Below are 24,328 nucleotides of genomic sequence, written 5' to 3' on the forward strand. Positions count from 1 at the left end.
CTCACCGGCACGCGTACGCGCTCCCGCGAACGGGTGTCGTGGAACCGACGATCGTCGGCGGGTCATCGGGCCGCGGCTCCTCGCCCGCGCGCACCAGCGGCCGGTCCTCGCGCACGGCCGCGAAGAGGGTCCTCGCCCGCCCGCGGTCCCACACCAGCGCCGAGCCGACCCCGGCCTCGGGCGGGGCGAACCCGGACACCGGCACGGTGGTGAACTCCGTCGCCGACGCGGGCAGCTTGTGCAGCGCGCCCGCCAGCTCCACCAGCTCGCGCACGGAGAAGCCCTGCGGCCCGGACCCCAGCAGGGTGCGGGCCATCCGCGTGGCCCGCACCGGGTCGGAGAGCACCTTCCGCATCTGGACCCGGCGCAACGCCTGCACCAGGAAGCGCTGCTGACGCTGGATGCGGCCGAGGTCGGCGCTGCCGTCGACGTGGCGCGAGCGGACGTACTGGAGCGCCCGGCCGCCGGTGAGGCGGTGCGTGCCGGGGGAGAGGTCGAGGCCGGTCGTGGTGTCCTTCAGGCGCCGCGGGGTGCACACCTCGACGCCGTCGACGTCGCGCACGCTGTCGATGAACCGCCGGAAGTCGACCTGGAGGTAGCGGTCCACCACGACCCCGGTCATCGACTCCACGGTCCTGACCGCCAGCTCGGGCCCGCCCTCCTGGAAGGCGGCGTTCAGCTTGGCCGCGTGCGCGGCCCGCTCGGCGCCGCTTTCCTGGCGGTACGCGGGGATCTCGGCGTAGGAGTCGCGGGGCAGGCCGACGACGGTGACGCGGTCCCGCCGGGCGGAGAGGTGGACCAGCATGAGGACGTCGGTGCAGCCGCAGGCCTGGCCGCCCGCGTGGAACCGCCGTTTCTCGGCGTCGGTGAGGGTGTCCCGTTCGTCGGTCCCCATCAGCAGGATGTTCGTCGCGCGCGGCGCGGACCCGTGGCCCGGCGGCGCGAAGCCCGTGCCGAACAGGGCGCCCGCGCCGGCCAGGACGGCCGCAGCGAGGGCCAGACGGCGTGGCCGGAGGCGTGTCTTCATCGTCACGCGCCGCACGCTAGAACAGCGGGCCGCCGGAGATCCGGCGGCCCGCTGGGAGGGTGGCGGAACCACCCGTGGGCTCAGGAGATGAACCCGTTCACCTCGTCGGTGTCAGTGGTTCGCGGCACCGTTGCCCGCGAGGACCGAGATGTCGTCCAGGATGTGCGACAGCGGCTCGTCGCCCTTGGCCTGGGTGCTGTTCTCGACGCACTGCTGGGTCTGCGGGGCGGACAGGATCGGGATGTCCTGGACGCCGACGTTGACGAGCGCGAGGATCGACTGGGCGTTGAGCTTCGCCGGGAGGCCGATGCAGGGCTTGTTGAAGGAGCCCTGGATGAGCGCCATCTGGGGGCTCATGTTGCCGTAGGTGGCCGAGTTGCCGAACGCCTGGCTGGCACCGTTGCCGCTGGCGGACGTGGTACCCGAGTCGTTGCCGATGGCGAGCGCCGGGGTGGCGGCAGCAGCGGAGGCGCCGACGATGGAGGCGGCGACCGCGGCGGTGGCCAGAACCTTCTTGATCACTTGTAAGTCCCTTCGTGCTGAAACCCCGTCCACCGGAGCGTGCTGAACAACTCCCGGCGCGCTGTTTGGTTGCTCCGCTTCACTCTGATGGCCTATTGCCGGGAACCGCCGACCGGCGGCCCGGAAAAACCGATCGGGTGAAGAGGCGCAACCAATTCGGGTGGACCCGGTTGTTTCGGGAGCAGGCACGTGGTCCTGGCCCGGAGCCAGGGCAGGGAAAGGAATAGCGACATGTTCAAGAAGGCAATGGCCGCGGCGGCGGTCACCGCTTCCGTCATCGGTGCGTCGGCGGCGATGGCTCCCCAGGCGCTTGCCATCGGGGACGACTCGGGCACCACCTCCGCCAGCGGCAACGGCGCGCACGAGGCGTTCGGGAACGCGGTGACCCGGGGCGACATGAGCCCGCAGGCCACCCTGGTCCAGGACTCGGTCAACAAGCTCTGTGTCGGCCTGCCGGTCAAGGCGAACGTCCAGTCCGTCCTCGCGCTGGTCAACGTCGGTGTCCAGGACATCCCGGTCCTGTCCGCGCCGCAGACCCAGCAGTGCGCCGAGAACAGCACCCAGGCCAAGGGCGACGAGCCCGCGTCGCACATCCTGAGCGACATCTCCGCCCTCGCGGGCAACGGTGTGGCCAACGGCTGACCGTTCGTGACATCGGCCGCCGGCCGGTCCGTTCGATTTCTCGCGGACCGTCCGGCGGCTTTTCGCGCCCCGTTCCGCGATTTCCTTCTGTTTCTTCCGGAGAACCGTTTCCTCTTTCGCTGCGCCTAAAGTGTCTATTGTGCGAGGGCGTTCGAGTGAATTCCAGGGCGCCACGCGTTCATCAGTTTCCTCCTGTGTCTATCCCTCGTTTGCAACCTGCCGGTCATGGTGCGAGCCGTTCCGGCTGTGCTCGCTCGGTTTTCCACCGTCAACGAGGCATGACCGCAGAGAAGGGAAAGTCATGAAGAAGAGCGCTGCTGTCGTCGCGGGTGTCCTGCTGGCCCTGGGTGGGGCCGCTCCGGCCTTCGCCGACTCCGGTGCCAACGGGGCTGCCGTCGGTTCCCCCGGTGTGCTCTCCGGCAACGTGGTCCAGATCCCCGTCCACGTGCCCGTCAACGTGTGCGGCAACTCGATCAACGTCATCGGGCTGCTGAACCCCGCGTTCGGCAACGTCTGCGTCAACGACTGACGACGGCGTCACACCAGCCGCACGGCTGGGTCAAGGCCGGCCCTGGACCACTGCTCCACGGTCCAGGGCCGGCTTTTTTCCCACTCCTCCGAGCAGGAAAGAAGACCAAGAGATTGCGACAGACCCTGAGCAAGGGAATGGTCGCGGCGGCAGCCGCGACGAGCATTCTGTCCCTGTACGGCGGTTCCGCCCTCGCCGACACGCGCGCGGACGGCGCCGCCTCGAACTCACCCGGTGTCGTGGCGGGCAACGGTGTCCAGGTTCCGCTGACGGTTCCGGCGAACGTCTGCGGCAACTCCGCCGACGTGGCCGCCGCCCTGAACCCGGCCTTCGGCAACGCCTGCGCGAACACCTCCGGCGCCGAGGACGAGTCGGCGCGCGGCGGCTCCGCCCAGGACCGTGACGACCAGCAGGCGTACGGCGAGCAGGAGCAGGAGCAGGAGCAGGAACAGGAGCGGAAGCAGGAGCAGGAGCCGAAGCAGGAACAGGAGCAGGAGCAGGGCTACGGCGACAGCCCGCAGGGCCACGACGGCCCCAAGGGCCATGAGGGGCCGAAGGACCACGAGGGTCCCAAGGAGCAGGAGGAGGAGCCGGGTTACGGCGACTCCGGGCAGGGCGACGAGGACTGCGGCGGGTACGGCGACACGTGCGGCGGCGAGACCACGCCCCCGCCCGGTGGTCACACGACCCCGCCTCCCGGTGGTCACACCACGCCTCCCCCCGGTGGTCACACGACGCCCCCGCCCGGCGGTCACACCACTCCGCCTCCCGGTGGTCACACGACCCCGCCCCCCGGCGGGCACACCACGCCTCCCCCCGGCGGTCACACGACCCCGCCTCCCGGTGGTCACACGACGCCCCCGCCCGGTGGCCACACCACTCCGCCTCCCGGTGGTCACACGACTCCACCCCCCGGTGGACACACCACGCCCCCGCCCGGTGGTCACAGCACCCCGCCGCCGCACGGCGAGCACAGCACGCCTCCGCCGCACGGCGGTGGGCACGGTCCGCGGCCCGAGCTGCCGCAGACCGGCAGCGGGGCCCTGCTCGCGGCCTCCGGGGTCAGCGCCGCGCTGATCACGGCGGGTGCGCTGCTCTACCGCAGGGGCCGTGCCGCGACCCGTCGGTGACGGTGACGCGGGAACGTGGAGATATGCGGCGACGTACGCAAACGCAGTGACGTACAGATGACGGCCACGAGTGCCGGACGCCTCGCACGCGCCCGGCACTCGTGCCGCGTCTCAGGGCCCCGTGCCGGCCGTGACGTTTCGCCACGTGCCGTCGGCCGGGGCCGGGACCCCGCCGTACGGCGTCCGGGACCGTAGCCGCCGCCGTACGCCGTGTACCAGGGCGGGCGCGGTGAAGCCCGTGCCGTGGACGAAGCGCATGGCCGGGCCGAAGGCCGAGGCGGTGACGGGACCGGCCAGGAACAGGCCGGGGTACGAGGACTCGAAGTACCGCCCGACGGCGGGGGAGCCGTCCGGCAGCGCGGCGAGCGCGTGCCGCAGCGCGGGGGCGAGCGGGCCGAGCCGGGCGCGCGTGGGGCGGAAGCCGGTGGCCGCGATGACGTGCTCGGTCTCCAGCGGGCTGCCGCCCCGCACCTCCAGCCGGACCCCGCCCGGTACCGCGCGGGCCGCGGTCACCTCCTGGCCGGGCCGCATCTCCACCCGCTCCCGCAGCCACCAGGCACCGGCCGGTCCGAGCGCCGACGCCATGATCCGGGTCCGGGCCGCCGACGGCAACCGCCGGAAGAGGCCGGGCCGTTCGGCGTAGAACCAGTTCCGCCAGCCGCAGCCGAGGGCGGTGTGCGGGGCGCGGGCCGCGCGCCACCAGGGGCGCCGCCACGGCGGGGGGACGTCGTTCCAGTCGGGGTGGCCCGCGCGGGTCAGGACCCGGACGCGGGTGCCCTGTTCGGCGAGGAGCGCGGCCGTCTCCAACGCGGCCTGGCCGCCGCCGATCACCGTGACGTCCCGGCCGCGGAAGCGGTCGAGGGTGCCGTGGGCGCCGCTGTGCGAGACGAGGTCGGCGGGCAGGGCGCGCAGGGCGGCGGGGATCTCCGCGAAGGGCAGTACGCCGACGGCGAGGGCGACCGTGCGCGCGGTCACCGTGCCGCCGTCGCCGGTCGTCGCGGTGAAGCCGCCGGGCCGGGCGTCGACGCGGGTGACCGTGCGTTCCTCCACCGCCGGGACGGCGTGCCGGGCGAACCAGAGGCCGTAGTCGGCGAAGGCGCGGACCGGGAGGGGCTCGCCGTGCCGGGCGGGTGTGCCGAGGGCCGCGCGGTACGCGCCGAGGCGGCGCCGCCCGGCCGGGTCGGACAGGTCGGACGCCCACGGTTCGGACTTGAGGAACATGCCGGCGGGCATGTGGTCGCGCCAGGTGGCCATCGGGCGGCCGAGGACGCGGAGGGAGAGCCCGGCGGCGGCCGCGTGCGCGGCGACCGACAGGCCGTACGGTCCGGCTCCCACCACCAGCAGGTCCTCCATCAGCGGCTGCCCGCCTTCCGGTCCCCGGCCGGGCCGGTCGGCGCGCTCGGGACGGCCGTGGCGGCCGTGGCGTTCGGGGCGCTCGGGTCCGTGTGGCGCGGAAGGTTCGTCAGGGAGACCGGAGACGGGGGCGCCTGACGGACCAGCCGGGGCGCGGGGGCGGCCGGGCGGGGCGCGGCGGTGGGGCGCAGGCGGGTGGTGAGCCTTCGGGCGACGTGGGCGGTCCACAGGCCCCACAGGGCCCGGCCGGGACGGGGGTCGTCGCCCGCGTGCCAGGCCAGTTCGCGGTCGTGCGGGGCGCGGCGCAGGGCGGTGAGGGGGGCGTAGTTCTCGACGACGAAGGTGCGGCCGGGGCGGGGCGCGCCCGCCGGGAACGGACGGTGCGTCAGGTCCAGGTGCTGGGCGCGGACCACGTCGAGGCCCGCGCTGTCGGTGAAGAGCCGGAACTGGGCTCCGGGGCGGGGGTTGAAGTCGAGCAGGTGGGAGCGGCCGGTGGTGGCGCAGCGCCGGAAGTCGAGGTCGAGGATGCCCCGGTAGCCGAGGTGGGCGGTGAGCGCCTCGGCGTGGGCGCGCACGGCCGGGTCCGGGGCCCACTCCCCGGCCGCCGTGAGGCCCGCGCCGCGCGGCCAGGCGGCGAGCTTGCGTCCGGTGCCGCCGCCGCGCAGGACGCCCGCGCGGTCGGCGTACCCGTGGACGAACCAGTCCTGGCCGGGGCCGGGGAGGAGGAACTCCTGGAGGAGCAGGGGGCTGCCCGCCTCGTCGGTGCGCTCGTACAGGGCGCGGGCCTCGCGCGCGGCGCGCACGACGACCGTGCTGCGCAGGTCCGAGCCGGGCGGCAGCAGCCACGGGCGGCTCCACTTGGCGACCACCGGCAGGCCCAGCCGCCAGGCGGCGGAAGCGGCCTCGTCGGCGCTCGCGGGGACCACGGTGACCGGGTGCGGGACGTCGGCGGCGGCGCACAGCGCGGCCAGTTCGGCCTTGTCGGCGACCCGTTCGGGCAGGGCGGCGGGCTGCTGCGGCAGCAGGTAGGCGGGGGCCAGCTCGTCGCGGAGCCGGTTCACGGCGACGGCGCTCGCGTCGTCCATCGGGATCAGCACGGCGGGCCGCGCCACGCGCGCGGCGACCCGCAGCAGCGCGGCGGCCACCGCGGCGGGGGAGGCGCCGGGCGGCGGCGCGGCGTGCGTGCGGGCGACGAACCGCGAGCGGCGTACGGGACTTCCGGCCGCGTCGGCGACCAGGTGGACGTCCACCCCGGCGCGGCCGAGGGAGCGCACGGCGCCCAGCGTTCCGTGGTGGAAGGGGTTCGGGTCGACGCGCAGAAGTACCGCGGGGACACGGGTGTCGAGCAGCGACACGGGGGATTTGTTCCTTAGGTCGTTTTCACCGATGTGGACGATCGGGGCACCCGAAAGCCCTAACGGCGGTGGCGTGATTCCTTTTCGTGTGACTTTCATATGACTGAGTGTCAGCACGATCGGCCGTGCGCGTGCGCATGGGTGACAGCACGAGAGTGGAGAAAGGAGCAGGCATGGCCCCACAGCAGCAGCGCACCCGGTCCCGTCGGCTGGCCGTCGTCGCGGCGGCGGTCGCGGTGACGGCGACGCTGGCGTCCGGACCTGGTTTCGCCGCGGGCGCGGGGGTGGCCACGGTCGCCGATCCGCCCGCTCCGGCCGCGACGGTCGCCGGAACGACGGCGAGCGACCTCGACCCGGCCACCGGATCGGCCACCACCGCTCCCGACCCGTCCGCGACACCCGCCCCGACCGGCACCACGAGCCCGGCCCCGGCCTCGTCGCCGAGCGCGTCGCCGAGCGCGTCCCCCGCGGCCGTCCCGGCGTTCGGCGCCTACCTCGACTACGGCCCCCGCGGCGTCGCCCGCATCGCCGAGCTGAGCGAATGGCTGGACGGCGCCGAACTGCGCGTCGGCCACACCTACCTGCCCGGTGACCTGTGGAGCAACATCGAGGGCCGGGCGGGCTTCCTCGACGTGTGGGCCGACTGGCGCAACGAGGTCGACGACCGGATGCTCGTCCTCAACGTGCCCATGATGGAGCGCAACGAGCAGGGCGTCTCCGACGCCGAGGTCCGCCGCCTGCTGCGCAAGGGCGCGGCCGGTCAGTTCGACCACCACTTCCGCGCGCTCGCCGAACGGCTGGTCGACCTGGACGCCCAGGACACGGTGATCGTGCTGGGCTGGGAGATGAACGGCATCACGTACACCCATCGCTGCGGGCCGGACCCGGAGGCCTGGAAGACGTACTGGAAGCGGATCGTCAAGACGATGCGGGCGGTGCCGGGGCAGAAGTTCACCTTCGACTTCACGCCCAGCCGGGGCCGGGACGCCGTGCCCTGGACCGAGTGCTACCCGGGGGACGACACCGTCGACATCATCGGGATGGACTCCTACGACCAGCCGAGCGGCATCACGTTCGACGAGCAGGTGTCGGAGCCCTTCGGTCTCCAGGAACACGTGGACTTCGCCAAAAGTCACGGCAAGCCCATCTCCTATCCCGAATGGGGGCTCTTCCGTAACGGCGACAACCCCGAGTACATGCGGCGGATGCTGGCCTGGATGGACGAGCACAAGCCGCTCTACAACACGGTCACCGACTACTGCCCGCACGGCGTCTGGCAGTGCGCGCGCAACCCGAAGGCCTCCGAGGTCTACCGCTCGGTGCTCTCCGGCCGCGTCGACCCGCCGGTCACCGCGCCGCCCGTCACCGACCCGCCGGTGACCGAGCCCACCACGCCGCCCACCGCCCCGCCCGCCACGAGCGAGCCGAGCCCCGAGCCGACCGTGCCGACCGGCCCCGCGCCCACCCCGGCGCAGCCCGCGGGCACCTGCTCCCCGCTCGACCTCGGCGACTGGGTCGAGCACTGGATCGGCGGCAGGCTCTGCCTGCGGCTGGACTGGTGGTCGCGCACCGGCTGACCCGCCCCGCGCGCCGGCCCCCGGCGGCGGCTCCGCCTCAGGAGTCGCCGCCACCGGCACGCTCCTCCCAGCGCCGCACCAGCTCCTTGCCCCGGCGGCGCGCGGACGCGTCCCACAGCGCCGCCGACAGCAGCGGCGCGGTCCGCCGACGGGCCAGCAGCAGCCGCTGGTTGACGACCGGCTCGGGCTTCCAGTGGTGCTTGTACGGCTCGTTGCCGCGCAGCAGGCTCAGCGTGCCGCGCGGCTCACCGCGGGTGTGCTCCGCGCAGGCGTCCAGCAGCATCACCGCCACGTCCGCCTTCCGCTCCCGCAGACTCGGGTGCGCCCCGTACAGATAGCCGCCCGCCAGCCGCCGCGACAGCAGCGTCAGATCGACGGCGACCACGTCCTCGTCGAGGCGGAACTCGGTCACCACCGCGTCCCCGGAGCGCACCATCGGCCCCACCGACCGCACCAGGTGCTCGCAGAACCGCGACCGCAGGTGCTCGCCGGTCACCTTCCGCCCCTGCCACTGCAACCGGTGCAGCTCCAGCAGCCGCCGCAGCGCCGGGTCCACGCCGTCCGGGCGGACCACCTCGCGGCGCACCCCGAGCGCGGTCAGCCTGCGCAGCTTGGCCCGCACCCGCTGCTGCGCCTTCGCCGACGGCAGCCGGGCCACCAGTTCGTCCATCGGCACGGCGGGCAGTTCCAGGCAGACCGAGTCGCCCACCCGGTGGCGGGGCCCGCTCCAGCGGTCGTAGACGCGTTCCACGGCGCTGCCGGGCCGGACCTCGCGGAAGTCGATCAGGGCGGTCCTGGCGGCCCCGGCGAGCGCGCCGGTGAGGGCGTCGACGGCCCGCTCGCCGTGCTCGTCGTCGACGAGGACGTCGCCGTAGTCGGAGATCGCCCCGCCGAGCGGGACCAGCGCGGGCAGCGGGCGGCGGACGGTCATGAGGGGGGCGGCGGCCAGCAGTTCCCCGCCGTCGCGCACGACGAGCACCCGCAGTCGGCCGCGGGTGCCGTACGACAGCCACCAGGAGTGCAGCCAGGCGTGGCTCTGGAACGGCGTGGCGCTGGCGCACCGCCGGTACAGCCGTCCCCACGCCGGGGCGAGGGCGGCGAAGTCCTGCTCGTCGGTGACGAGTTCGGTGGTGTACGCCGCGTTCACAGCGTTCCGTGGACGTCGGCGGCGAGCGCGGGTCCCGGCACCGCGGCCGGTCGCGCGGACTCCTTCCGGTCCCCCCGCGGACGCACCAGCAGCAGCAGTCCGCCGAGCAGACCGCCCGCGCTCGCCCCCACGAGCCCGGTCAGCGTCCAGGACGCCGAGGACGGCGCGGACGGCTTCACCGCGCGGGCGAACTGCTGGAGTTCGACGTTGGTGGTGGCCTGTGAGTCCGCCGCGTGCCGGGTCAGGGCGCGGGACACCGCGTTGGCCATGTCGGCGGCCAGGTCGGCCCGTTCGGAGGTCGCGGTGATCGACACCATCGGCGCGTCCGGCGAGGTCGCCGTCTGCACGTTCTCGCGCAGCGTCCGCACGGGTACGCCCGCCCAGACCTGGGCGTCGCCGAGCACCGCGAGCTGTCCGGCGACCCGGCCGTAGGCCTGCGCGAAGCCCAGCGCGGTCGACGGGTCGGACTTCTCGGTGGGGACGGCGACGACGTAGGCGGTGGCCGTGTAGACGGGCGGGGTCACGGCGCCGTACGCGCTGCCGACGAGGCCGCCCGCGAGGACACCGGCGGCCAGCAGCGACCAGGGCGGGAGCGTCTTCACACGGCGCAGGGCGCCGGGGCGGCGGCGGAGGGGACGCAGGGGGGTCTCGGTCATGAGGAGGCGACTTCCTGGGAGGACGGGGTGGGAGAGGGAGCGCGGGGCGGGGTGGGGGCGGGTGCGGTGGAGGCGGGCGGGGTGGTGGGGGCCGGGACGGTGGGGCGGGGTGGCGCGGTGGGCAGGGGCTGCCGGGTGAGGGTGGCCGTGTAGACGTCCGTGAGGAGGGCGGCGCTGCGGGCGATGTCGTAGTGGCGGGCCGCTTCGGGCGCGGTGCGCGGGCCGGGGGCGGTGGCGCGGACCTCGGCCAGGGACCGCGCGAACTCGTCGGCGCCGCCGAGGACTTGGTGGGCGCCGGGGGCGGCGTGGGCGGGCAGGTCGGCGACCGCCGGGCAGGACGCGTAGCGGACGGGCAGCCCGCAGGCCAGGGCCTCGATGACGGCGAGGCCGAACGCCTCCTCGGCGGAGGGCGCGGCGAGGACGTCCATCGCGCAGGTGAGGGAGGGCAGGTCGGGGCCGGGGCCGCCGTCGGGCGCGCTGGGGCGTTCGCCGGTGAACAGGACGCGGTCGGTGACGCCGTGCTCGTGGGCGGTGCGGCGCAGCGCGCTCTCCTCGGGGCCGCCGCCGACGAGGAGCAGGTAGTGGTCCTCGGGGAGCCGGGCGAGGGCGCCGATCAGCAGGTCGAAACGTTTGCCCGGATGCAGTCGGCCGACGCCGCCGACGACGAACGCGCCCTCGGGCAGGCCGAGTCGGCGGCGCGTCTCGTGGCGGCGGACCGGGTCGAAGCGGAAGCGGTCCAGGTCGATCCCGTTGGGCACGACGGCGATCCGCCCGTCCGGGACGCCCCAGGCGCGCAGCCGGTCGGCGACCGTGGGGGAGACGGCGACGGTGGCCCGGCCGAGGCGTTCCCCGGCGAGGTACAGGGCGCGCACCCCGCGGGTGAGGTCGTGGCCCTCCATCTGCGTGTCGCCCAGGGAGTGTTCGGTGGCGACGACGGCGCGGACCCCGGCGAGGCGGGCGGCTAGGCGGCCGTAGAGGCAGGCGCGGTAGAGGTGGGTGTGGACGAGGTCGTAGCCGCCCGCGCGGATCAGGCGGACCAGGCGGGGCAGGGCGGCCAGGTCGCGGTTGCCCGCCATGCCGAGGTGCGTGACCCGTACGCCGTCCGCGGTCAGCCCGTCGGCGACGGCGCCCGGGTTGGTGAGGGTGACCACGTCGCTGTCGACCGGCATGTGCCGCAGCAGCAGCCGGAGTTGTTGTTCGGCGCCGCCGACGCCGAGGCCGGTGATGATGTGCAGGGCCTTCATCGCGGGCCTGCCGCGGGGCGTCGGCGCAGCCGGTGCAGCCGGTGTTTGAGGAAGAGCCGCAGCCCGGTGTCGTTCTGTCCGACGTGCACCCGGGGCAGGGCGTGCGGGCCGGTCAGCGGGCCGGGGTCGATGGCGCAGCCGTAGCGGTACCCGGCGTCCCGGACGGCGGTCACGGCGCGCAGGTCGATGGTGCCGTAGGGGTAGCAGAAGCCGTCGACGTCGACGCCGAGCAGGTCGGCGAGCGCGGCGCGGCTGCCCTCGGTCTCCGCCTTCAGGGTGGCGTCGTCGGCCTGGGTGAGGTCGGTGTGCAGGAGGCCGTGCGAGCCGATCTCGACGCCCTCGGCGGCGGCCTCGCGGATGCCGTCGGCGCTCAGCAGCGGCTTGCGCGGGCCCAGCGGGTCCCAGGCGTTGTCGCCGCCGAGGCGGCCGGGCAGCACGAAGAGGGTGGCGCCGCAGCCGTGGCGGCGCAGCACGGGCAGGGCGCCGGTGAGGAAGTCGGCGTAGCCGTCGTCGAAGGTGAGGCCGACGAGGTCACCGCCCTCGCCGCGGGCGCGGGCGGCGAGCAGCACGTCCATCGACACGCCCCGCAGGCCCCGCCGCCGCAGCCAGGCCAGCTGCCGGTCCAGCCGGTCGGGGGTCACGGTGATCCGGTACGGGTCCTCGGCGCGGTCGCCGACCGAGTGGTACATCGCCACCCAGGGGACCGGGCCGGGGGCGCTGTCACCGCGGGGGGCGGGGAGCGCGGCCGGGCTCCCCGGACTCCTCGGCGCGTTCCGGCTGTTCGGGGTGGCCGGGTCCGGCGGATCGGCGGGCCCGGGGGGAACGGGGAGTGCGGACATGCGGGAGCCTTCCGGTCGCGGAACGGACGATGCGGAGTGCGGAGGCGACGCCCTGGGCGCCCAGGGCCCGGCCGAGGAGGACGAACACGGCGGTCACGGTGAGCGTCCCGGCGGCCAGCGCGGCGGCCGGGGCCGCGCACCGGTCCGCGACGAACGCGCCCGCCGGGGCCGCGGCCAGCGCCGCCGCCAGCGGGCGGGCCAACTCGCGCAGGACGGCGGCGGCGTGGAGCGGCACACTGCGCGGGGTGCGGTGCAGGCCCCGGCGCGGCAGCCGTCCGGCGGGGCCGCTCGCGGTCCCGGCCAGCAGCACCAGCGCGGTGACGGTGATGCCCGCCGCGTTGGCCGCGGCGATCCCGTGCACGCCCCACGGGCCGACGCACAGGGCGCCGAGCCAGGAGGTGACGAGGATGCCGACGCCCATCGCGCCGACCGGGTACCAGGAGGCGCGGCCGGTCGAGAAGTAGGAGCGGACCAGCACCCCCACCAGGGTCTGGCCGAGCAGCCCCAGCGCGTACACCCGCATCACCCCGGCCGTCGCCGCGGTGTCCGCCGGGGTGAACGCGCCGCGCTGGAAGAGGAGTTCGATCATCTGCGGGGCGCAGGCCACGACCGACGCGGTGCCGAGCAGCACCACGCAGGTGGCGACCGCCAGGTCCCGCTGCACCCGGTCGCGGGCCCGCGCGGTGTCGCCGTCGGCCAGCGCCCGCGCGACCACCGGGAAGGTGACCGTGCAGACCATCACCGACAGGATCATCGGCATCTGGGCGACCTTCTGGGCGTAGTTGAGGTGCGAGATCGCCCCGGACGGCAGGTCGGAGGCGAGGAACCGCTCGACCAGCACCTGCGACTGGCGGCACAGCGCGAACAGCAGTACCGACGCCACGACCGCCGCCCCCAGCGGCCGCGGCTCCTCCGCGACCTCCCCCGCCCCGCCCGCCCGCTTCCGCAACTGCCTCAGCAGCGCGGGGAGTTGGACGGCGACCATCAGGACGCCGCCGACCGCGACCCCGGCCGCCGCCGACCGCACGCCCCAGCGCCCGCCGAGGACGAACATCCCCGCGATGATCCCGGTGTTGTAGGCGACGTAGATCGCCGCGGGCGCCACGAACCGGCGGTGGGCGCGCAGGGCCGCGCTGAAGTACCCCGCCAGGCCGAAGCTGACCACGCAGGTCGCGGTGAGGCGGGTGCAGTCGACGGCGAGGGCGGGGTCGGACAGGCCGGGGGCCAGCGCGCCGACGAGCTGCGGGGCGAGGCCGACGGCCAGCAGCCCGGTGGCGACGAACGCCAGCGACAGCCGGGGCAGGGTCCCGGCGACCAGGGCGCGGACCGGGTCGCCGGGGGCGCCCCGCGCGCGCCGGGCGAGGGCCGCGCTGAACGCCGGGATCAGCGCGAACGCCAGCCCGTCCTCGATCAGCAGCGTCGCCGCGAACTCGGGCACGGTCCACGCCACCAGGAAGGCGTCGGTGTCGCTGCCCGCCCCGAACAGCCGCGCCAGCGCCTGGTCCCGCACCAGCCCCAGCAGCGACCCCGCCACCGACAGCACGGCGGTCACGAGCGCGGCCCGCGCGAGGAAACCCCCGGAGGCCGGGGGGAGTTCACGGGGGTCGGGGTCGGGGTCGGGGTCGGGGTCGGGGTCGGGAGCGGGGGCGGTGTCCGGGGCGGTGTGTGCAGCCGTGCCGGTGCCGCCGGGCGCGGGGGCCTCGCGCGGCGGCCGTACGACCGTGGTCCCGGCGGTGATCTCGGTGGTGATCCCGGCGGTGCGGCCGTCCGCCCCGGTGCCTGGCGCGAGGGAGCCGCCGGAGTCGCCGGAGCCGCCCGCCCGGCCGTCGACGCCCTCGCCCTCCGCCGGGACCCCGGACGGCGTCTCCCCGCCGTCCTGCGTCCGCACGCCCGCGGCGTCCGCGGCGTCCGTCCCGCCGTTCGCCCGGGGGACCCGGGAAGGCGTCAGCGTCATCGGCCGAGCGCCTCCTCGCGCCCGTCGCGCGCGTCGCCGGACCGGTCGCCGCCGACCAGCGCCCACCAGGCCACCAGGCCGAGCGCCACGGCGGTCAGCACGGTCGAGGGGCCGCCGATGTCGGCGTACAGGAAGTCGGTGAGCTGCCACAGCAGCAAGCCGCAGGCGACGTAGCCGCAGTCCGCGCCCGGCGCGCCCGAGCGGCGGACGCGCCACAGGCCGCGCAGGGAGCACACCAGCAGCGCCAGCCAGCAGCCCCCGAGCGTCAGCAGGCCGACGAGGCCCTGTTCGCCGAGGACCAGCAGGTACATGTTGTGCGGGGAGAGCAGGGGCTGCTTGCGGTAGGCCGACCCGGCGCCCTCGGTGTCGCTGCCCGCCGACAGCGCGAGCGAGGCGTGCGCGTCCCGGTGCTCGGGGAAGCCCTTCAACCCGACGCCGGTCAGCGGCTGTTCGCGCCACATCCCGACCGCCGCCGCCCACATCGTGTACCGGTCGGTCACCGACTGGTCGGGGGCGGCGGCGACCTGGGTGATGCTGCCGATCCGTTCCTGGAGCATCGCCGAGCCGACGCCGAAGCCGCCCACCAGGACCACGCCCGCCGCGAGGGCGACCGCGCCGACCCTCAGCGCCCGGCGCAGCCCGGCCAGCACCAGCTGGGCCGAGCAGGCCACGGCGGTGGCGATCCAGGCGCCCCGGCTGAAGGAGAGCGCGAGCGGGAGCAGCAGGGCGAGCGCGCAGGCCGCGGCGACCAGGCGCCGACGTCCGCCGGTCCGGTCCAGGGCCAGGCCCAGGGCGCAGACCAGGCCGAGGGAGACGACCGTCGCCATGCCCATCACGTCCTGCGGGCCGAACGTGCCGACCGCGCGGATCTCCTCGCCCTGGTAGGAGGCGCCGGTGCCGGTGACGAACTGGTGCGCCCCGACCGCGCCCTGCCAGCCCGCGAGGCCGACGAACGACCAGGCCAGCAGCCGTACGTCGGAGCGGTCCCGGATCAGCAGCAGCACCGCCGCCGGGACCAGCACGAAGATCTGGAGGTAGCGGCCGAGACCGCCGACGCCCGCGCCCGGCGAGGACGCGCCGAGCGCGGCCAGGGTCAGCCCGGCCACCGGCAGCCCGAGGACCACCGCGGCCGTCCGGGACAGCGGCCGTCGGCGTGCGCGGGCCAGCCGGACCACGCAGAACAGCACGACCAGCGCGGACAGCGCGTCGGCCGGACCCGCGCCGCCCTCGCCGCCGGGGGAGACCGGCAGCGCGAGCAGGGCCACCACGGCGACGACGGGCAGCACCGGCGACAGCGCGCGGGCCCGGGGCCGGGCCGGGGCGAGGGCCGGGGGCAGGGGCGGGGCGAGGGTCATCGGTCGGTTCAGCTCCCGGTCGGCCGCACGAGGGCGGCCGCGGTGCGCAGCAGGATGCAGATGTCCTGCCACAGCGACCAGTTGTCGATGTAGGCGTTGTCGAAGCGGGCCCGGTCCTCGATCGAGGTGTCGCCGCGCAGTCCGTGGATCTGCGCCAGGCCGGTGACCCCGGTCCGCATCCGGTGCCGGGCCGCGTAGCCGGGGTAGGTCTGGCTGAACTGGCCGACGAAGAAGGGGCGTTCGGGGCGCGGTCCGACGAGGCTCATGTCGCCGCGCAGCACGTTCCACAGCTGGAGCAGCTCGTCCAGCGAGGTCTGCCGCAGGAACCGGCAGAAGGGGTTCATCCGTACCTCGCCCGCCACGCTCCACCGGGTCGCGGACTCGTGGGCGTCGGCGGGCCGGTGGGTGCGGAACTTCAGCAGGGTGAAGGGGCGCCCGTCCTTGCCGATGCGTTCCTGCCGGAACACCACGCCCGGCCCGTCGGCCAGCCGCACCGCGACCGCGCACACCAGCAGCAGTGGGCTGAGCAGCAGCAGGAGCGTCCCGGAGACCGCCACGTCCAGCAGTCGCTTGCCCGCGCCGCCGTCGCGGGTCGCGCCGAGGTCGAGCCGCCGCCGGGGGAATCCGGCGAGCTGCTCGCGGGCGCCGTACGCGGGGGTGTCGGCGTCGACCTCCCACACGGCGCAGCCCGACTCGGCGAGCGCCCGCAGCAGCGGGCCCTGCGCGGTGCGCACCGACGGGTGGACGCAGAGGACCTCGCGGACGCCGTTCTGGATGAGGGCCCGCTGCACCTCCTGCCCGGTGGTGAGCACGGGCAGGCCGTCGGCGCCGTCGTGCGGGCCGGGCCGCTCGGCGACGATGCCCACCGGCCGTACGCCGTAGCGGGGATGGCGCAGGACGGCGGCGGCGACGCGTTGCGCGGTGGCGGCCGGTCCGACGACCAGCGCGGCCCGCGGGTGGCGGGCCAGCGCCCGGCGGTGCCCGAAGTGGACCAGGGCCCGCCCGGTCCCGGCCGCCGCCGTCTGCGCGGCGAAGCCGAGGACGAGGGTGCGCGCGGACAGCGCCGAGGCGGGCGCGTACGCCGCGACGAGCGCCGCGAGCGCCAGCCAGGTGACCGCGATCCGCCCGCACAGCGCGGGGAGTTCGTCGAGGACGCCGGTGGCCGGGCGGGGCCGGCGCAGCCGCAGCAGCAGGGTCGCGGCGATGAGCGCGCCCACCACCAGCGGCCGGTGCCGGGCGCCCGTGGTGAGGGCGGCGGCGCCCGCGCACGCGGCGAGGAGGTCGGTGAGGAGCAGGGGCAGCGGCGAGTCGGGCCGGGCCACGGGCCGTCCGGCCGGGAACCGGAACCCGGCGGCGGTGCCGCGCCGGGGGATGACGGAGACGGGACCGAACCCGGGCTGCGTGCCGGGCGAGGGGACAGTGCTTTCCGCGGTCACGAGTGGATGGACTCCCTGCACTCGGTGGGCACGACCCGCGCCTTCTCACGGGCTGTGGGCGGCTGCGGGCCGAGGAGGTCGCGGTAGAGGTCCGCGACCGCCCCGGCCGTGCGCCGCACGTCGTGCGTGGACAGGACGTTTCGGCGTCCCCGGTGGCCCAGCGACTCCCGCAGCAGCGGGTCGAGCAGCAGGTCGGCGACGGCTCGGGCCAGGCCGCGCGGGTCGTCGGGGGCCACCAGGCAACGGGACGCGAGCGCGGCGGGCAGGCTCTCGCGGGCGCCGTCCACGTCGGTCACCACCACGGGCCGGCCGCAGGACAGCGCCTCCAGCGGGGCGAGGGCCATGCCCTCCCAGCGCGAGGGCAGCACCACCAGATCGGCCGCCTGGTACCAGGGGACGCAGTCGTCGACGGCCCCGGCGAACCGCACCGACTCCGGTGCGCGCGCGGCGAGTTGGTCCCGGTCGGGGCCGTCGCCGACCAGGACCAGCCGGGCGGCGGGGACCTGCCGTACGACGTCCTGCCAGGCGTCCAGGAGCACGTCCTGCCCCTTCTGGCGGCAGAGCCGTCCCACGCACACCACCAGGGGCGCCGCCGGGTCGGTGTCCGGCAGCAGCCCGGCGCGGACGGTGCCGACGGGGGCCGGGTGGAAGCGGCCGGTGTCGACGCCGTTGGGCACGACGCTCCACCGCCCGCCGATCCCGGCGGCGACACCGCGCGCCCGCTCCGCCTCGCTCACGCACAGCAGCCGGTCGGCCCAGCGCGCCCCGAACCGCTCCCAGCGCAGCGCCAGGGCGGCGGTGGTGCCGCCGACGGCCTCGAAGGACCAGGCGTGCGGCTGGAACACGGTGGGGACGCGGCCCCGGACGGCGAGGCGTCCGGCGAGCCCGGCCTTGGCGCTGTGCGCGTGCACCAGGTCGGGCCGGACCGCGTCGAGCAGCCGCCGCAGCCGCCGTACCTCGCCCGCCAGGCCGGGCCCCGGCTGCCGGGTCGCCGCCCAGGGCCGTACGTCCGCGCCCAGGGAGCGCAGGCCGGCGGCGAACGGGCCGTCCGGACAGGCCACGGTGACGCGCAGTCCGGCGGCGAGCTGGGCCCGCGTCAGATCCGCGACGACACGGGCGACCCCGCCGTCCACGGGCTGGGTGAGGTGCAGTACCCGTGGTCCGACATCGGGTTCTGGCTGGTGCATCGCGCGGTTTCCTCGCTCACGGGTGGCGCTCGGGACGTACGGGAACGCGCCTACTGGCTCCGCGCGCCGACGGAGGTGCGCAGCACGCCCGTCCACGCCGCGTCCCGACGGGAAACGAGCCGGAACGCCCGCTGGTCACCGCCCTGCCGCAAACCCGCGCGCGGATCGAACACGCCGCGCGGGCGGCCGAGGGCGCGGGCGTACGCCGGGACGCGCGCCGCGGGAGCCGCCCCTGGCCCGCTGAGCGTGGATTTCAACAGATCGTCGGATGGATCGACCGCAGCGTCCGGCGCCGGGAGGCGGTCCGGGCCGGTCGAGCGCCTGAGCGAATCACCCGAACGGCCGCAGCCCCGGCGGCCCCGGCGGGACGGGGGGAGGGGAGGGGTATGGCGCATGACCGGCAGTGCCTCTCGGGATAGTGCTATAGACGGGCAATACTGGCGAATACTGGTCATAAGGATGCGGGGACGGTCCGCAACTCTAGGTGCTGGATGGACTAATGCCGTCAAGTCGGACAAGTGTGTCGGAATCGGAAAGGCGGCTCCGGTGGCACATCACTCGTTCGGCGGCACAACCCTCGGAGGTGCGGCGCGTTGACACAGCGCCGGGCACCCCCGCCCGTGTGTGTTGTGTCGAAAACCCCCAAGGAGCACCTCTCCATGTCGCGTATCGCGAAGGGCCTGGTCCTGACCACCGTTGCCGCCGCGGCCGTCGCCGGCGCCTCCGGCATCGCCGCCGCCGACAGTGGCGCGGCCGGCGTTGCCGAGCACTCCCCGGGCGTCCTGTCCGGCAACGCCATCCAGGTCCCCGTGCACATCCCGGTCAACGTCTGCGGCAACACCGTCGACGTGATCGGCCTGCTGAACCCGGCGTTCGGCAACGTCTGCGTCAACGACTGACGTCGTCCCGATCCGGGTCACGACGCGTTCCGCACCGGACGGCCGCCCTCCCGCCAGGAGGGCGGCCGTCCGTGCGTCCCGACCCGAACGGGGGAGACCACGGCCTCGGCGTGCGCGCCCCGGGCGACGGTGCTGACCTGCGACGACGTGGGTCACCGGGAGGCCGGACGGTCACCTTTCGTGGTTGCTCTGTTGCGGTGGGTGGTGGCCGCTCGCACGGTGGAGCCTGCGACCCGACGCACATCGAAAGGAACCCCCATGCGTGGTCTGCCCGTCCGGCGTATAGCTTCCACCGCTGTCTGCGCCACCTTCGTCCTCGGCATCGCCGCTCCCGCCGCCCTGGCTGCCGACGGCGACGCCGCCCGTGAGCGCGTCCACGCGGTGCAGCCCGTCCCCGGCGCCGACGCGCTCCTCACCCGGGTGGAGGGCCTGGGCGACCTCGGGACCGCCCTCGACCCCGTCACCGACCTCGCCGAGACCGCCCTCAAGGCGCAGGGCGCGCGGCTCCCCGCCGACCGCGCCCACCGGCTCGCCACCGCCGCCGACCAGGGCCTCGACCGGGTCCGTACGGCCGCGGCCGCCACCCCCGCCACGGCTCCCGCCGCCGACCGGGCCGCCGCCGACGCCGTCGACGACGCGCTCGCCGGGCTCCAGGCACAGATCGACGCCCTCGTCACGGCCGTCACCGCCGGAGACGTCGGTCAGGTCCTGCCCTCGGTCACCGGAATGGTCACCGGGCTGGTCGACCTGCTGACCGCCGGACTCGACGTCCCGGCCCTGTCCGAGCTGCCGGACCTCTCCCAGGCCGGCGGCCTGCCGGAGCTGCCCGCGCTCCCGGCGACACCGGGACTCCCGGCCGCCCCCGAGCTTCCGGCGACGACCCCGGCCCTGCCGGACGCCCCCGCGCTGCCGGTCACGGCCCCCGCCCTCCCGCAGGCCCCGGCCCTCCCGCCGCTCCCCGTCACGGCCCCGGCGCCGCCCGCCTCCCCGGCCGCGCCCGCCGCCCCGTCCGTGCTTCCGGCGCCCGCCGCCTGACACACGGTGCGCCACGGCCGGTCCGTCCGGCCCGGCCCGCCGCTCCGCCCCCGGTGCCCGCGTCCAGCGGGCGCCGGGGGCGGAGAAGTTTCCGCGCGCGGGGTTTCCGGCGTCGGGGGAGATCGTTAGGCACGGCGGCAGAACACTCCGTGGCGACCCGGACCGCCCCGTCGCGCGCCGACCACTCGGGCCGCGGGCCGCCGACGAAAGGAACCAAGGAAACCCATGAAGTCCCTCAAGGCCGCCGCCGTCGTCGCCGGGTCCATGGTGCTGGCCGGGGCCGCCGCCCCCGCGTTCGCCGCCCACGACCCCGCCGCCCTCACCGCCACCAGCCTCAACGGCGGCGTCAACGCGCTGACCAGCCACCCCCTCACGGTCGGCGACGTCATGCCGCTCCAGCACCAGTCCAACGCGCTCGACACCGAGAACAAGGACTCCGTGCTCAGCACCGTCAACGACGTCTCGGCCGTCCTCAACGACTCCGGCAAGCTGCTCGGCGGGCTGCCCCTCCAGCGCTGACCCCCGCCCCGGCGGTCCCGCAGGGCCGGTCCCGTGCCGTGGGGGACCGGCCCTCGGCGCGCCCCGGAGACCGCCCCGGCGACCCGCCCGGCGCGACGGCCGGTCCGGGCGGGCTGTTCGAGCCGGGGGCGCGGGCCGGGTCCCTCGTTCGTGTGGAGCGTCCGCCCCGCGTCCCCCGCGCGGGTGAGAAGCCCCCGGTCGCCGCGCGGGACGCCGATAAGGTCGCGCGGTGACCTCAACCCCCAGCACTACCAGCCCCTTCCGCATCGCCGACCTGGGCACTCTCGTCGTGATGCCGTGGAGCGGCGAGGCCCCCGACGGCACCGACATGCCCTACCTCCTCGCCTACTCCCTCGGCGACACCGCGGACGGCCCCGAGGGGACGGCCGCCGCCATCACGCGCCTCCTCGCCGACAACGGCATGCCCGTCGGCGGCGACGTCGTCGACGGCACCGAGCGGCCGAGCCTGCCCTTCACGCTCCTCGTCGAGTCCGGCGCCGCCGTCCTCAACATGCCGGGCCTCAACGCCCAGTGCCTGCCGCCCGCCGAGTGGCTGGAGGCGTCCAAGGCCCGCGGCTACGCCTACCTCGTCCTCACCACCCGCGCCTGGCCGGAGGCCGTCCCCGGGCAGCCCGTCACCCCCGAGGCGCTCGCCGAGTTCGCCGGCGCCGAGGAGACCCTCACCGCCGCCGCGCACATCGTGCTGCCCGCCCGCAGCCTGCGCGGCTGATGCCCCGGACCGCGGGCGCCGGACGCGGGTTCGCCCTGCTGCTGGTCCTGACCGGCGCGGCCGGACTGCTGGCCTCCTGGGTGATCACCCTCGACAAGTTCAAGCTGCTGGAGGACCCGGACTTCACCCCCGGATGCAGCCTGAACCCCGTGGTGTCCTGCGGCAGCGTCATGGAGAGCGACCAGGCCTCGGCGTTCGGGTTCCCCAACCCGATGCTGGGCCTGGTGGCCTACGCCGTCGTCGTCGCGGTCGGCGTCACCCTGCTGACCGGCGCGGAGTTCCCGCGCTGGTACTGGCTCGCCTTCACCGCGGGCTGCCTCTTCGGCGTCGGCTTCGTCACCTGGCTCCAGTTCGAGTCGCTGTACCGGATCAACGCCCTCTGCCTGTGGTGCTGCCTCGCCTGGATCGCCACCATCACCCTCTTCTGGTACGTCGTCTCCCTCGACGTACGCCACGGCTTCCTCCCCGCGCCGCAGCCGGTACGAGGGTTCCTCGCCGAGTTCACCTGGGTGCTCCCGGTGCTCCACCTGGGCGTGGTCGGCATGCTGATCCTGACCCGCTGGTGGGACTTCTGGACCGGCTGACCGGCCACTGCCCGCCCCGGCCCGCTTGTCGTACCACTCGTACGACTACGGCGCTCGGGGGAATTGTGAACTGATGCCGTTTTGCGGCTCGTTGTGCGGTACGCACGCCCGCCCGTCCAGCACACCGAAAGGGCCCGTACCCGAGATGAAGTCGACCACCCGAGGAACCCTCGCCGCCCTGCTCACCTGTGTGGCCGCCGCGGCGGGAGCCGCCGCGACCCCCGCCGCCGCGGCCGGCACGGTCCCCGTCCCCGTCCCGCTGGAGGGGGTCGAGCAGTCCCTCCAGATGGAGCTGCCCGAGATCGACGCCGAAGTTCCCCTGCTGGCCCCGGGCGCCCCCGACGGCCCCCGCTACGTCGAGGGACGCCTCATCCCGGACCGGGCGGTCCCGCAGCTCCCCCTCGACGCCGCGCTGCCCGGCCTCGACCTGCGCGCCCCGCTGCCGGAGGTCCTCGGCGACGACTTCAACCACCTCGGCGTCGACGCTCCCGCCGCCGGTCTCGACACCCTCGCCCCCGGCCTCACCGTGGACCTCCCCCTCACCGCGCCCGACCCCGGCAACTTCGGCCTGCCCGCCCCGAAGCTGCCCCAGGCGGGCGTCCTCGCCCCCGCCCTGCACGGCGTCCCCGCCGCCGAACTCGGCCTCGGCCAAGGGCTGTAGCACCGCCGCCCGCCACCACGCGCGACCCCCGACAGGCCCCGGACCGCCGTCCGGGCCTGCCGTCGTTCCCGGCCCCGACGGTGACCCCGGGGCCCGCCGGACGGTTACCCCGTACGACAACCGAACCGGAGGAGGAGCACCGATGGCCGTGAGCGTGAACGGGACCGCCGTGCCGGCGGTCCCCGGGGAACCGGCGGGAGGAAGAACGCGACGGGCCGTGCTGCTCGGCGGCACGGCGGTGCTGGGGCTCGTCCCCGTCGCCCTGAGCCTCCGCTCGGCCCACCCGGGCGGCGGCGGCGCGGAGGCCGCCTTCGACGAGGTCCGCGCGGGACGGCGGCTGCGCGGACGGCCCGCCGCGGGCGCCGCGGGGCGGGACGGAGCGTGGGAGGTCACCCTCGACGGGCGCCCCCTGCACCTGATGCGGCGCGCCGACGGCACCTGGCTGAGCATGGTCGACCACTACTGCTCGTACGCCACGCCCCTGGCCGCCGCCCGTGCCGCCGCCGACGAACTCGGCCCCGGCCGCGCCCTGCGCGCGGCCGACGACCGCCATCCGGACCACACCGGCCCGGCGAGCGGTACGGCGGACGGGGGGGAGCGTCATGGCGTACGTGCGTAAGGACGTCACCACGCTCACGGCCGCCGAACGGCGGCGCTTCGTGCGGGCGTTGCTGGAGCTGAAGCGGCGCGGCGAGTACGACGCGTTCGTGCGGATGCACATCGACCACTACGTCACCGACGGCGAGGGCGGGCTGCGGACGGCGCACATGACGCCCTCGTTCCTGCCGTGGCACCGCCGGTTCCTGCTGGAGCTGGAGAACGCGCTGCGCCGGATCGACCCGTCGGTGACCGTGCCGTACTGGGACTGGACGCGGGACCGTTCGGCGACCGGGTCGCCGTGGACGCCGGACCTGCTGGGCGGCACCGGCCGCAGCACGGACCGCCGGGTGACGACCGGGCCGTTCGCCTACTCCACCGGCGCGTGGACGCTTCGGGAGACCATCACCGACGAGGACTTCCTCACCCGTGACCTGGGCCGTTCCCGCGATCCGATCGCGCTGCCCACGGCGGCGGACGTGGAGGGGGCGCTGAAGGACCCGGTCTACGACGTCTCGCCCTGGAACTCGACGGTCACCCGCGGCTTCCGCAACCGGCTGGAGGGCTGGGGCACCGGCAGCGGGCCCGTCGCCTGGCGCAACCACAACCGTGTCCACCGCTGGGTGGGCGGCGCGATGGTCGGCGGCGCGTCCGTCAACGACCCGGTGTTCTGGCTGCACCACGCCTTCGTCGACCTGCTGTGGACGCGCTGGCAGAACCGCCACCGCGAGCACCGCTACCTGCCGGACCGGCCGCCGCTGCCGGGCACCAGCCAGTACCGCCGGGTCGTCGCCCGCCACGAGAAGCTCAAGCCGTGGAACATGACGCCGGACCAGCTGGAGGACATGGGGAGCGTCTACCGGTACGCGTAGGCGGCGCCTCGCAGGCATGGGGAGAGCCCCGGCGCTCGGAGGTGCCGGGGCTCTGCCAGGTGCTGCCGGGGGAAGGTCAGCCGCCGTAGCCGTAGTCGCCGCCGGCCTCGCCGCCCTTGTCCTCGCCGCCGTGGTCGCTCACGTTGGCGCAGGTGTTGCCGAAGGCCGGGTTGAGCAGGCCGATGACGTCGATGGTGTTGCCGCAGACGTTGACCGGCACGTTGACCGGGACCTGGATCAGGTTGCCGGACAGGACGCCCGGGGAACCCACGGCCGCGCCCTGCGCACCCGCGTCCGCCGAGGCCAGACCGGCGCCGCCGGCCATCACGGCACCGGCGCCGAGGGCGACGACGGCTGCCTTCGCGATGCGAGACATCACGTTCTCCTTAGTGATTCGGTTCGCGCGGCAGCAGGTCGCGCCGCCGCACTCCCCGTTCAACGCCGGGCCGTCGGGCAGGTCACGGCGGCGAGCGGGGGA

At 75.5% G+C, this 24,328-nt stretch carries 25 protein-coding genes; 12 read left to right on the forward strand and 13 right to left on the reverse strand.

The window, feature by feature from the left end; translation table 11 throughout:
- Position 1 precedes the first annotated feature (1 nt).
- Positions 2–1,027 (reverse strand): LCP family protein, encoded by a 1,026-nt coding sequence (locus ACIQPQ_RS00930; RefSeq protein WP_401299544.1) that lies wholly within the window; start codon positions 1,025–1,027, stop codon positions 2–4.
- Between the two features lie 111 nt (positions 1,028–1,138).
- Positions 1,139–1,549, reverse strand: a complete 411-nt coding sequence (locus ACIQPQ_RS00935) for a rodlin (RefSeq protein WP_383767865.1) — start codon at positions 1,547–1,549, stop codon at positions 1,139–1,141.
- A 231-nt stretch (positions 1,550–1,780) separates the two neighbouring features.
- On the opposite strand from ACIQPQ_RS00935, the gene ACIQPQ_RS00940 reads away from it, so the two are divergent.
- The 3 genes from ACIQPQ_RS00940 (at position 1,781) to ACIQPQ_RS00950 (ending at position 3,850) form a co-directional block, all read left to right on the forward strand.
- Positions 1,781–2,191, forward strand: a complete 411-nt coding sequence (locus ACIQPQ_RS00940; RefSeq protein WP_383767862.1) for a rodlin — start codon at positions 1,781–1,783, stop codon at positions 2,189–2,191.
- 301 nt (positions 2,192–2,492) lie between these two features.
- Positions 2,493–2,720 (forward strand): chaplin ChpD, encoded by a 228-nt coding sequence (gene chpD, locus ACIQPQ_RS00945; RefSeq protein WP_383767858.1) that lies wholly within the window; start codon positions 2,493–2,495, stop codon positions 2,718–2,720.
- 113 nt (positions 2,721–2,833) lie between these two features.
- Positions 2,834–3,850, forward strand: coding sequence for a chaplin (locus ACIQPQ_RS00950; protein ID WP_401298032.1), 1,017 nt, complete (start codon positions 2,834–2,836; stop codon positions 3,848–3,850).
- Between the two features lie 111 nt (positions 3,851–3,961).
- Here the strand turns inward: ACIQPQ_RS00950 and ACIQPQ_RS00955 are convergent, their stop codons facing one another.
- Together ACIQPQ_RS00955 and ACIQPQ_RS00960 are read right to left on the reverse strand one after the other, a co-directional pair.
- A complete protein-coding gene (locus ACIQPQ_RS00955; RefSeq protein WP_401298034.1) occupies positions 3,962–5,203 on the reverse strand; it encodes an NAD(P)-binding domain-containing protein in 1,242 nt (413 codons plus the stop codon).
- Positions 5,203–6,558 (reverse strand): ATP-grasp domain-containing protein, encoded by a 1,356-nt coding sequence (locus ACIQPQ_RS00960; protein ID WP_401298036.1) that lies wholly within the window; start codon positions 6,556–6,558, stop codon positions 5,203–5,205. The genes ACIQPQ_RS00955 and ACIQPQ_RS00960 overlap by 1 nt, the downstream gene beginning before the upstream one ends.
- Before the next feature lie 173 nt (positions 6,559–6,731).
- Between ACIQPQ_RS00960 and ACIQPQ_RS00965 the strand changes: the two genes are divergently transcribed.
- Positions 6,732–8,135, forward strand: coding sequence for a glycoside hydrolase family 26 protein (locus tag ACIQPQ_RS00965; protein ID WP_401298038.1), 1,404 nt, complete (start codon positions 6,732–6,734; stop codon positions 8,133–8,135).
- Between the two features lie 37 nt (positions 8,136–8,172).
- Here the strand turns inward: ACIQPQ_RS00965 and ACIQPQ_RS00970 are convergent, their stop codons facing one another.
- The 8 genes from ACIQPQ_RS00970 to ACIQPQ_RS01005 are packed head-to-tail and all read right to left on the reverse strand — an operon-like array spanning position 8,173 to position 17,953.
- Positions 8,173–9,282 (reverse strand): GNAT family N-acetyltransferase, encoded by a 1,110-nt coding sequence (locus ACIQPQ_RS00970; RefSeq protein WP_401298040.1) that lies wholly within the window; start codon positions 9,280–9,282, stop codon positions 8,173–8,175.
- Complete coding sequence (locus ACIQPQ_RS00975; RefSeq protein WP_401298043.1) at positions 9,279–9,938, reverse strand: lipopolysaccharide biosynthesis protein; 660 nt, start codon at positions 9,936–9,938, stop codon at positions 9,279–9,281. Before ACIQPQ_RS00975 ends, ACIQPQ_RS00970 begins: the two co-directional genes overlap by 4 nt.
- Positions 9,935–11,182: a glycosyltransferase gene (locus ACIQPQ_RS00980; protein WP_401298046.1), complete on the reverse strand. Its 1,248-nt coding sequence runs from the start codon at positions 11,180–11,182 to the stop codon at positions 9,935–9,937. The genes ACIQPQ_RS00975 and ACIQPQ_RS00980 overlap by 4 nt, the downstream gene beginning before the upstream one ends.
- Entirely contained in the window at positions 11,179–11,871 is a 693-nt protein-coding gene (locus ACIQPQ_RS00985; RefSeq protein WP_401299547.1) for a polysaccharide deacetylase family protein, read from the reverse strand. Before ACIQPQ_RS00985 ends, ACIQPQ_RS00980 begins: the two co-directional genes overlap by 4 nt.
- 31 nt (positions 11,872–11,902) lie before the next feature.
- Positions 11,903–13,975 (reverse strand): murein biosynthesis integral membrane protein MurJ, encoded by a 2,073-nt coding sequence (gene murJ, locus ACIQPQ_RS00990; RefSeq protein WP_401298048.1) that lies wholly within the window; start codon positions 13,973–13,975, stop codon positions 11,903–11,905.
- Complete coding sequence (locus ACIQPQ_RS00995; RefSeq protein ID WP_401298050.1) at positions 13,972–15,330, reverse strand: O-antigen ligase family protein; 1,359 nt, start codon at positions 15,328–15,330, stop codon at positions 13,972–13,974. The genes murJ and ACIQPQ_RS00995 overlap by 4 nt, the downstream gene beginning before the upstream one ends.
- An 8-nt stretch (positions 15,331–15,338) precedes the next feature.
- Positions 15,339–16,766 carry an exopolysaccharide biosynthesis polyprenyl glycosylphosphotransferase gene (locus tag ACIQPQ_RS01000; protein ID WP_383767831.1) on the reverse strand — a complete coding sequence of 476 codons (1,428 nt, stop codon included), beginning with the start codon at positions 16,764–16,766 and terminating at the stop codon, positions 15,339–15,341.
- Positions 16,763–17,953 (reverse strand): glycosyltransferase, encoded by a 1,191-nt coding sequence (locus tag ACIQPQ_RS01005; protein ID WP_401298053.1) that lies wholly within the window; start codon positions 17,951–17,953, stop codon positions 16,763–16,765. Before ACIQPQ_RS01005 ends, ACIQPQ_RS01000 begins: the two co-directional genes overlap by 4 nt.
- A 659-nt stretch (positions 17,954–18,612) precedes the next feature.
- Between ACIQPQ_RS01005 and ACIQPQ_RS01010 the strand changes: the two genes are divergently transcribed.
- The 8 genes from ACIQPQ_RS01010 to ACIQPQ_RS01045 all read left to right on the forward strand — a co-directional run bounded on the left by ACIQPQ_RS01010 (position 18,613) and on the right by ACIQPQ_RS01045 (position 23,850).
- The gene (locus tag ACIQPQ_RS01010; protein WP_383767825.1) at positions 18,613–18,852 is read left to right on the forward strand and encodes a chaplin; all 240 of its coding nucleotides are present in this window, start codon (positions 18,613–18,615) and stop codon (positions 18,850–18,852) included.
- Positions 18,853–19,110: 258 nt separating this feature from the next.
- Entirely contained in the window at positions 19,111–19,887 is a 777-nt protein-coding gene (locus ACIQPQ_RS01015) for a hypothetical protein (protein WP_401298056.1), read from the forward strand.
- 225 nt (positions 19,888–20,112) lie between these two features.
- On the forward strand, positions 20,113–20,406 hold the full coding sequence (locus tag ACIQPQ_RS01020; RefSeq protein ID WP_383767819.1) for a hypothetical protein: 294 nt from the start codon (positions 20,113–20,115) through the stop codon (positions 20,404–20,406).
- 229 nt (positions 20,407–20,635) lie between these two features.
- A complete protein-coding gene (locus ACIQPQ_RS01025; protein WP_383767816.1) occupies positions 20,636–21,136 on the forward strand; it encodes a DUF5949 family protein in 501 nt (166 codons plus the stop codon).
- Positions 21,136–21,720 carry a vitamin K epoxide reductase family protein gene (locus tag ACIQPQ_RS01030; RefSeq protein WP_401298060.1) on the forward strand — a complete coding sequence of 195 codons (585 nt, stop codon included), beginning with the start codon at positions 21,136–21,138 and terminating at the stop codon, positions 21,718–21,720. The genes ACIQPQ_RS01025 and ACIQPQ_RS01030 overlap by 1 nt, the downstream gene beginning before the upstream one ends.
- A gap of 145 nt (positions 21,721–21,865) precedes the next feature.
- Entirely contained in the window at positions 21,866–22,381 is a 516-nt protein-coding gene (locus tag ACIQPQ_RS01035) for a hypothetical protein (RefSeq protein ID WP_401298063.1), read from the forward strand.
- Positions 22,382–22,523: 142 nt separating this feature from the next.
- Entirely contained in the window at positions 22,524–23,000 is a 477-nt protein-coding gene (locus tag ACIQPQ_RS01040) for a tyrosinase family oxidase copper chaperone (protein WP_401298065.1), read from the forward strand.
- Positions 22,984–23,850, forward strand: a complete 867-nt coding sequence (locus ACIQPQ_RS01045; RefSeq protein WP_401298068.1) for a tyrosinase family protein — start codon at positions 22,984–22,986, stop codon at positions 23,848–23,850. The genes ACIQPQ_RS01040 and ACIQPQ_RS01045 overlap by 17 nt, the downstream gene beginning before the upstream one ends.
- Before the next feature lie 76 nt (positions 23,851–23,926).
- On the opposite strand, the gene ACIQPQ_RS01050 is transcribed toward ACIQPQ_RS01045, so the two are convergent.
- Positions 23,927–24,226 (reverse strand): chaplin, encoded by a 300-nt coding sequence (locus ACIQPQ_RS01050; RefSeq protein WP_383767801.1) that lies wholly within the window; start codon positions 24,224–24,226, stop codon positions 23,927–23,929.
- Between the last annotated feature and the right edge of the window lie 102 nt (positions 24,227–24,328).

It is taken from the genome of Streptomyces sp. NPDC091281, from assembly GCF_044757425.1.
In the GTDB taxonomy this organism is placed as follows: Bacteria; Actinomycetota; Actinomycetes; order Streptomycetales; family Streptomycetaceae; genus Streptomyces.

Coding starts and splice junctions, on each gene's coding strand:
- ACIQPQ_RS01050 (WP_383767801.1), bottom strand. CDS start 24,226: ATGTCTCGCATCGCGAAGGCAGCCGTCGTCGCCCTCGGCGCCGGTGCC.
- ACIQPQ_RS00985 (WP_401299547.1), bottom strand. CDS start 11,871: ATGTACCACTCGGTCGGCGACCGCGCCGAGGACCCGTACCGGATCACC.
- ACIQPQ_RS00980 (WP_401298046.1), bottom strand. CDS start 11,182: ATGAAGGCCCTGCACATCATCACCGGCCTCGGCGTCGGCGGCGCCGAA.
- ACIQPQ_RS01045 (WP_401298068.1), top strand. CDS start 22,984: ATGGCGTACGTGCGTAAGGACGTCACCACGCTCACGGCCGCCGAACGG.
- ACIQPQ_RS01020 (WP_383767819.1), top strand. CDS start 20,113: ATGAAGTCCCTCAAGGCCGCCGCCGTCGTCGCCGGGTCCATGGTGCTG.
- ACIQPQ_RS00965 (WP_401298038.1), top strand. CDS start 6,732: ATGGCCCCACAGCAGCAGCGCACCCGGTCCCGTCGGCTGGCCGTCGTC.
- ACIQPQ_RS00930 (WP_401299544.1), bottom strand. CDS start 1,027: ATGAAGACACGCCTCCGGCCACGCCGTCTGGCCCTCGCTGCGGCCGTC.
- ACIQPQ_RS01010 (WP_383767825.1), top strand. CDS start 18,613: ATGTCGCGTATCGCGAAGGGCCTGGTCCTGACCACCGTTGCCGCCGCG.
- ACIQPQ_RS00995 (WP_401298050.1), bottom strand. CDS start 15,330: ATGACCCTCGCCCCGCCCCTGCCCCCGGCCCTCGCCCCGGCCCGGCCC.
- ACIQPQ_RS01015 (WP_401298056.1), top strand. CDS start 19,111: ATGCGTGGTCTGCCCGTCCGGCGTATAGCTTCCACCGCTGTCTGCGCC.
- ACIQPQ_RS01005 (WP_401298053.1), bottom strand. CDS start 17,953: ATGCACCAGCCAGAACCCGATGTCGGACCACGGGTACTGCACCTCACC.
- ACIQPQ_RS00975 (WP_401298043.1), bottom strand. CDS start 9,938: ATGACCGAGACCCCCCTGCGTCCCCTCCGCCGCCGCCCCGGCGCCCTG.
- ACIQPQ_RS00955 (WP_401298034.1), bottom strand. CDS start 5,203: ATGGAGGACCTGCTGGTGGTGGGAGCCGGACCGTACGGCCTGTCGGTC.
- ACIQPQ_RS00940 (WP_383767862.1), top strand. CDS start 1,781: ATGTTCAAGAAGGCAATGGCCGCGGCGGCGGTCACCGCTTCCGTCATC.
- chpD (WP_383767858.1), top strand. CDS start 2,493: ATGAAGAAGAGCGCTGCTGTCGTCGCGGGTGTCCTGCTGGCCCTGGGT.
- ACIQPQ_RS01030 (WP_401298060.1), top strand. CDS start 21,136: ATGCCCCGGACCGCGGGCGCCGGACGCGGGTTCGCCCTGCTGCTGGTC.
- ACIQPQ_RS01040 (WP_401298065.1), top strand. CDS start 22,524: ATGGCCGTGAGCGTGAACGGGACCGCCGTGCCGGCGGTCCCCGGGGAA.
- murJ (WP_401298048.1), bottom strand. CDS start 13,975: ATGACGCTGACGCCTTCCCGGGTCCCCCGGGCGAACGGCGGGACGGAC.
- ACIQPQ_RS01035 (WP_401298063.1), top strand. CDS start 21,866: ATGAAGTCGACCACCCGAGGAACCCTCGCCGCCCTGCTCACCTGTGTG.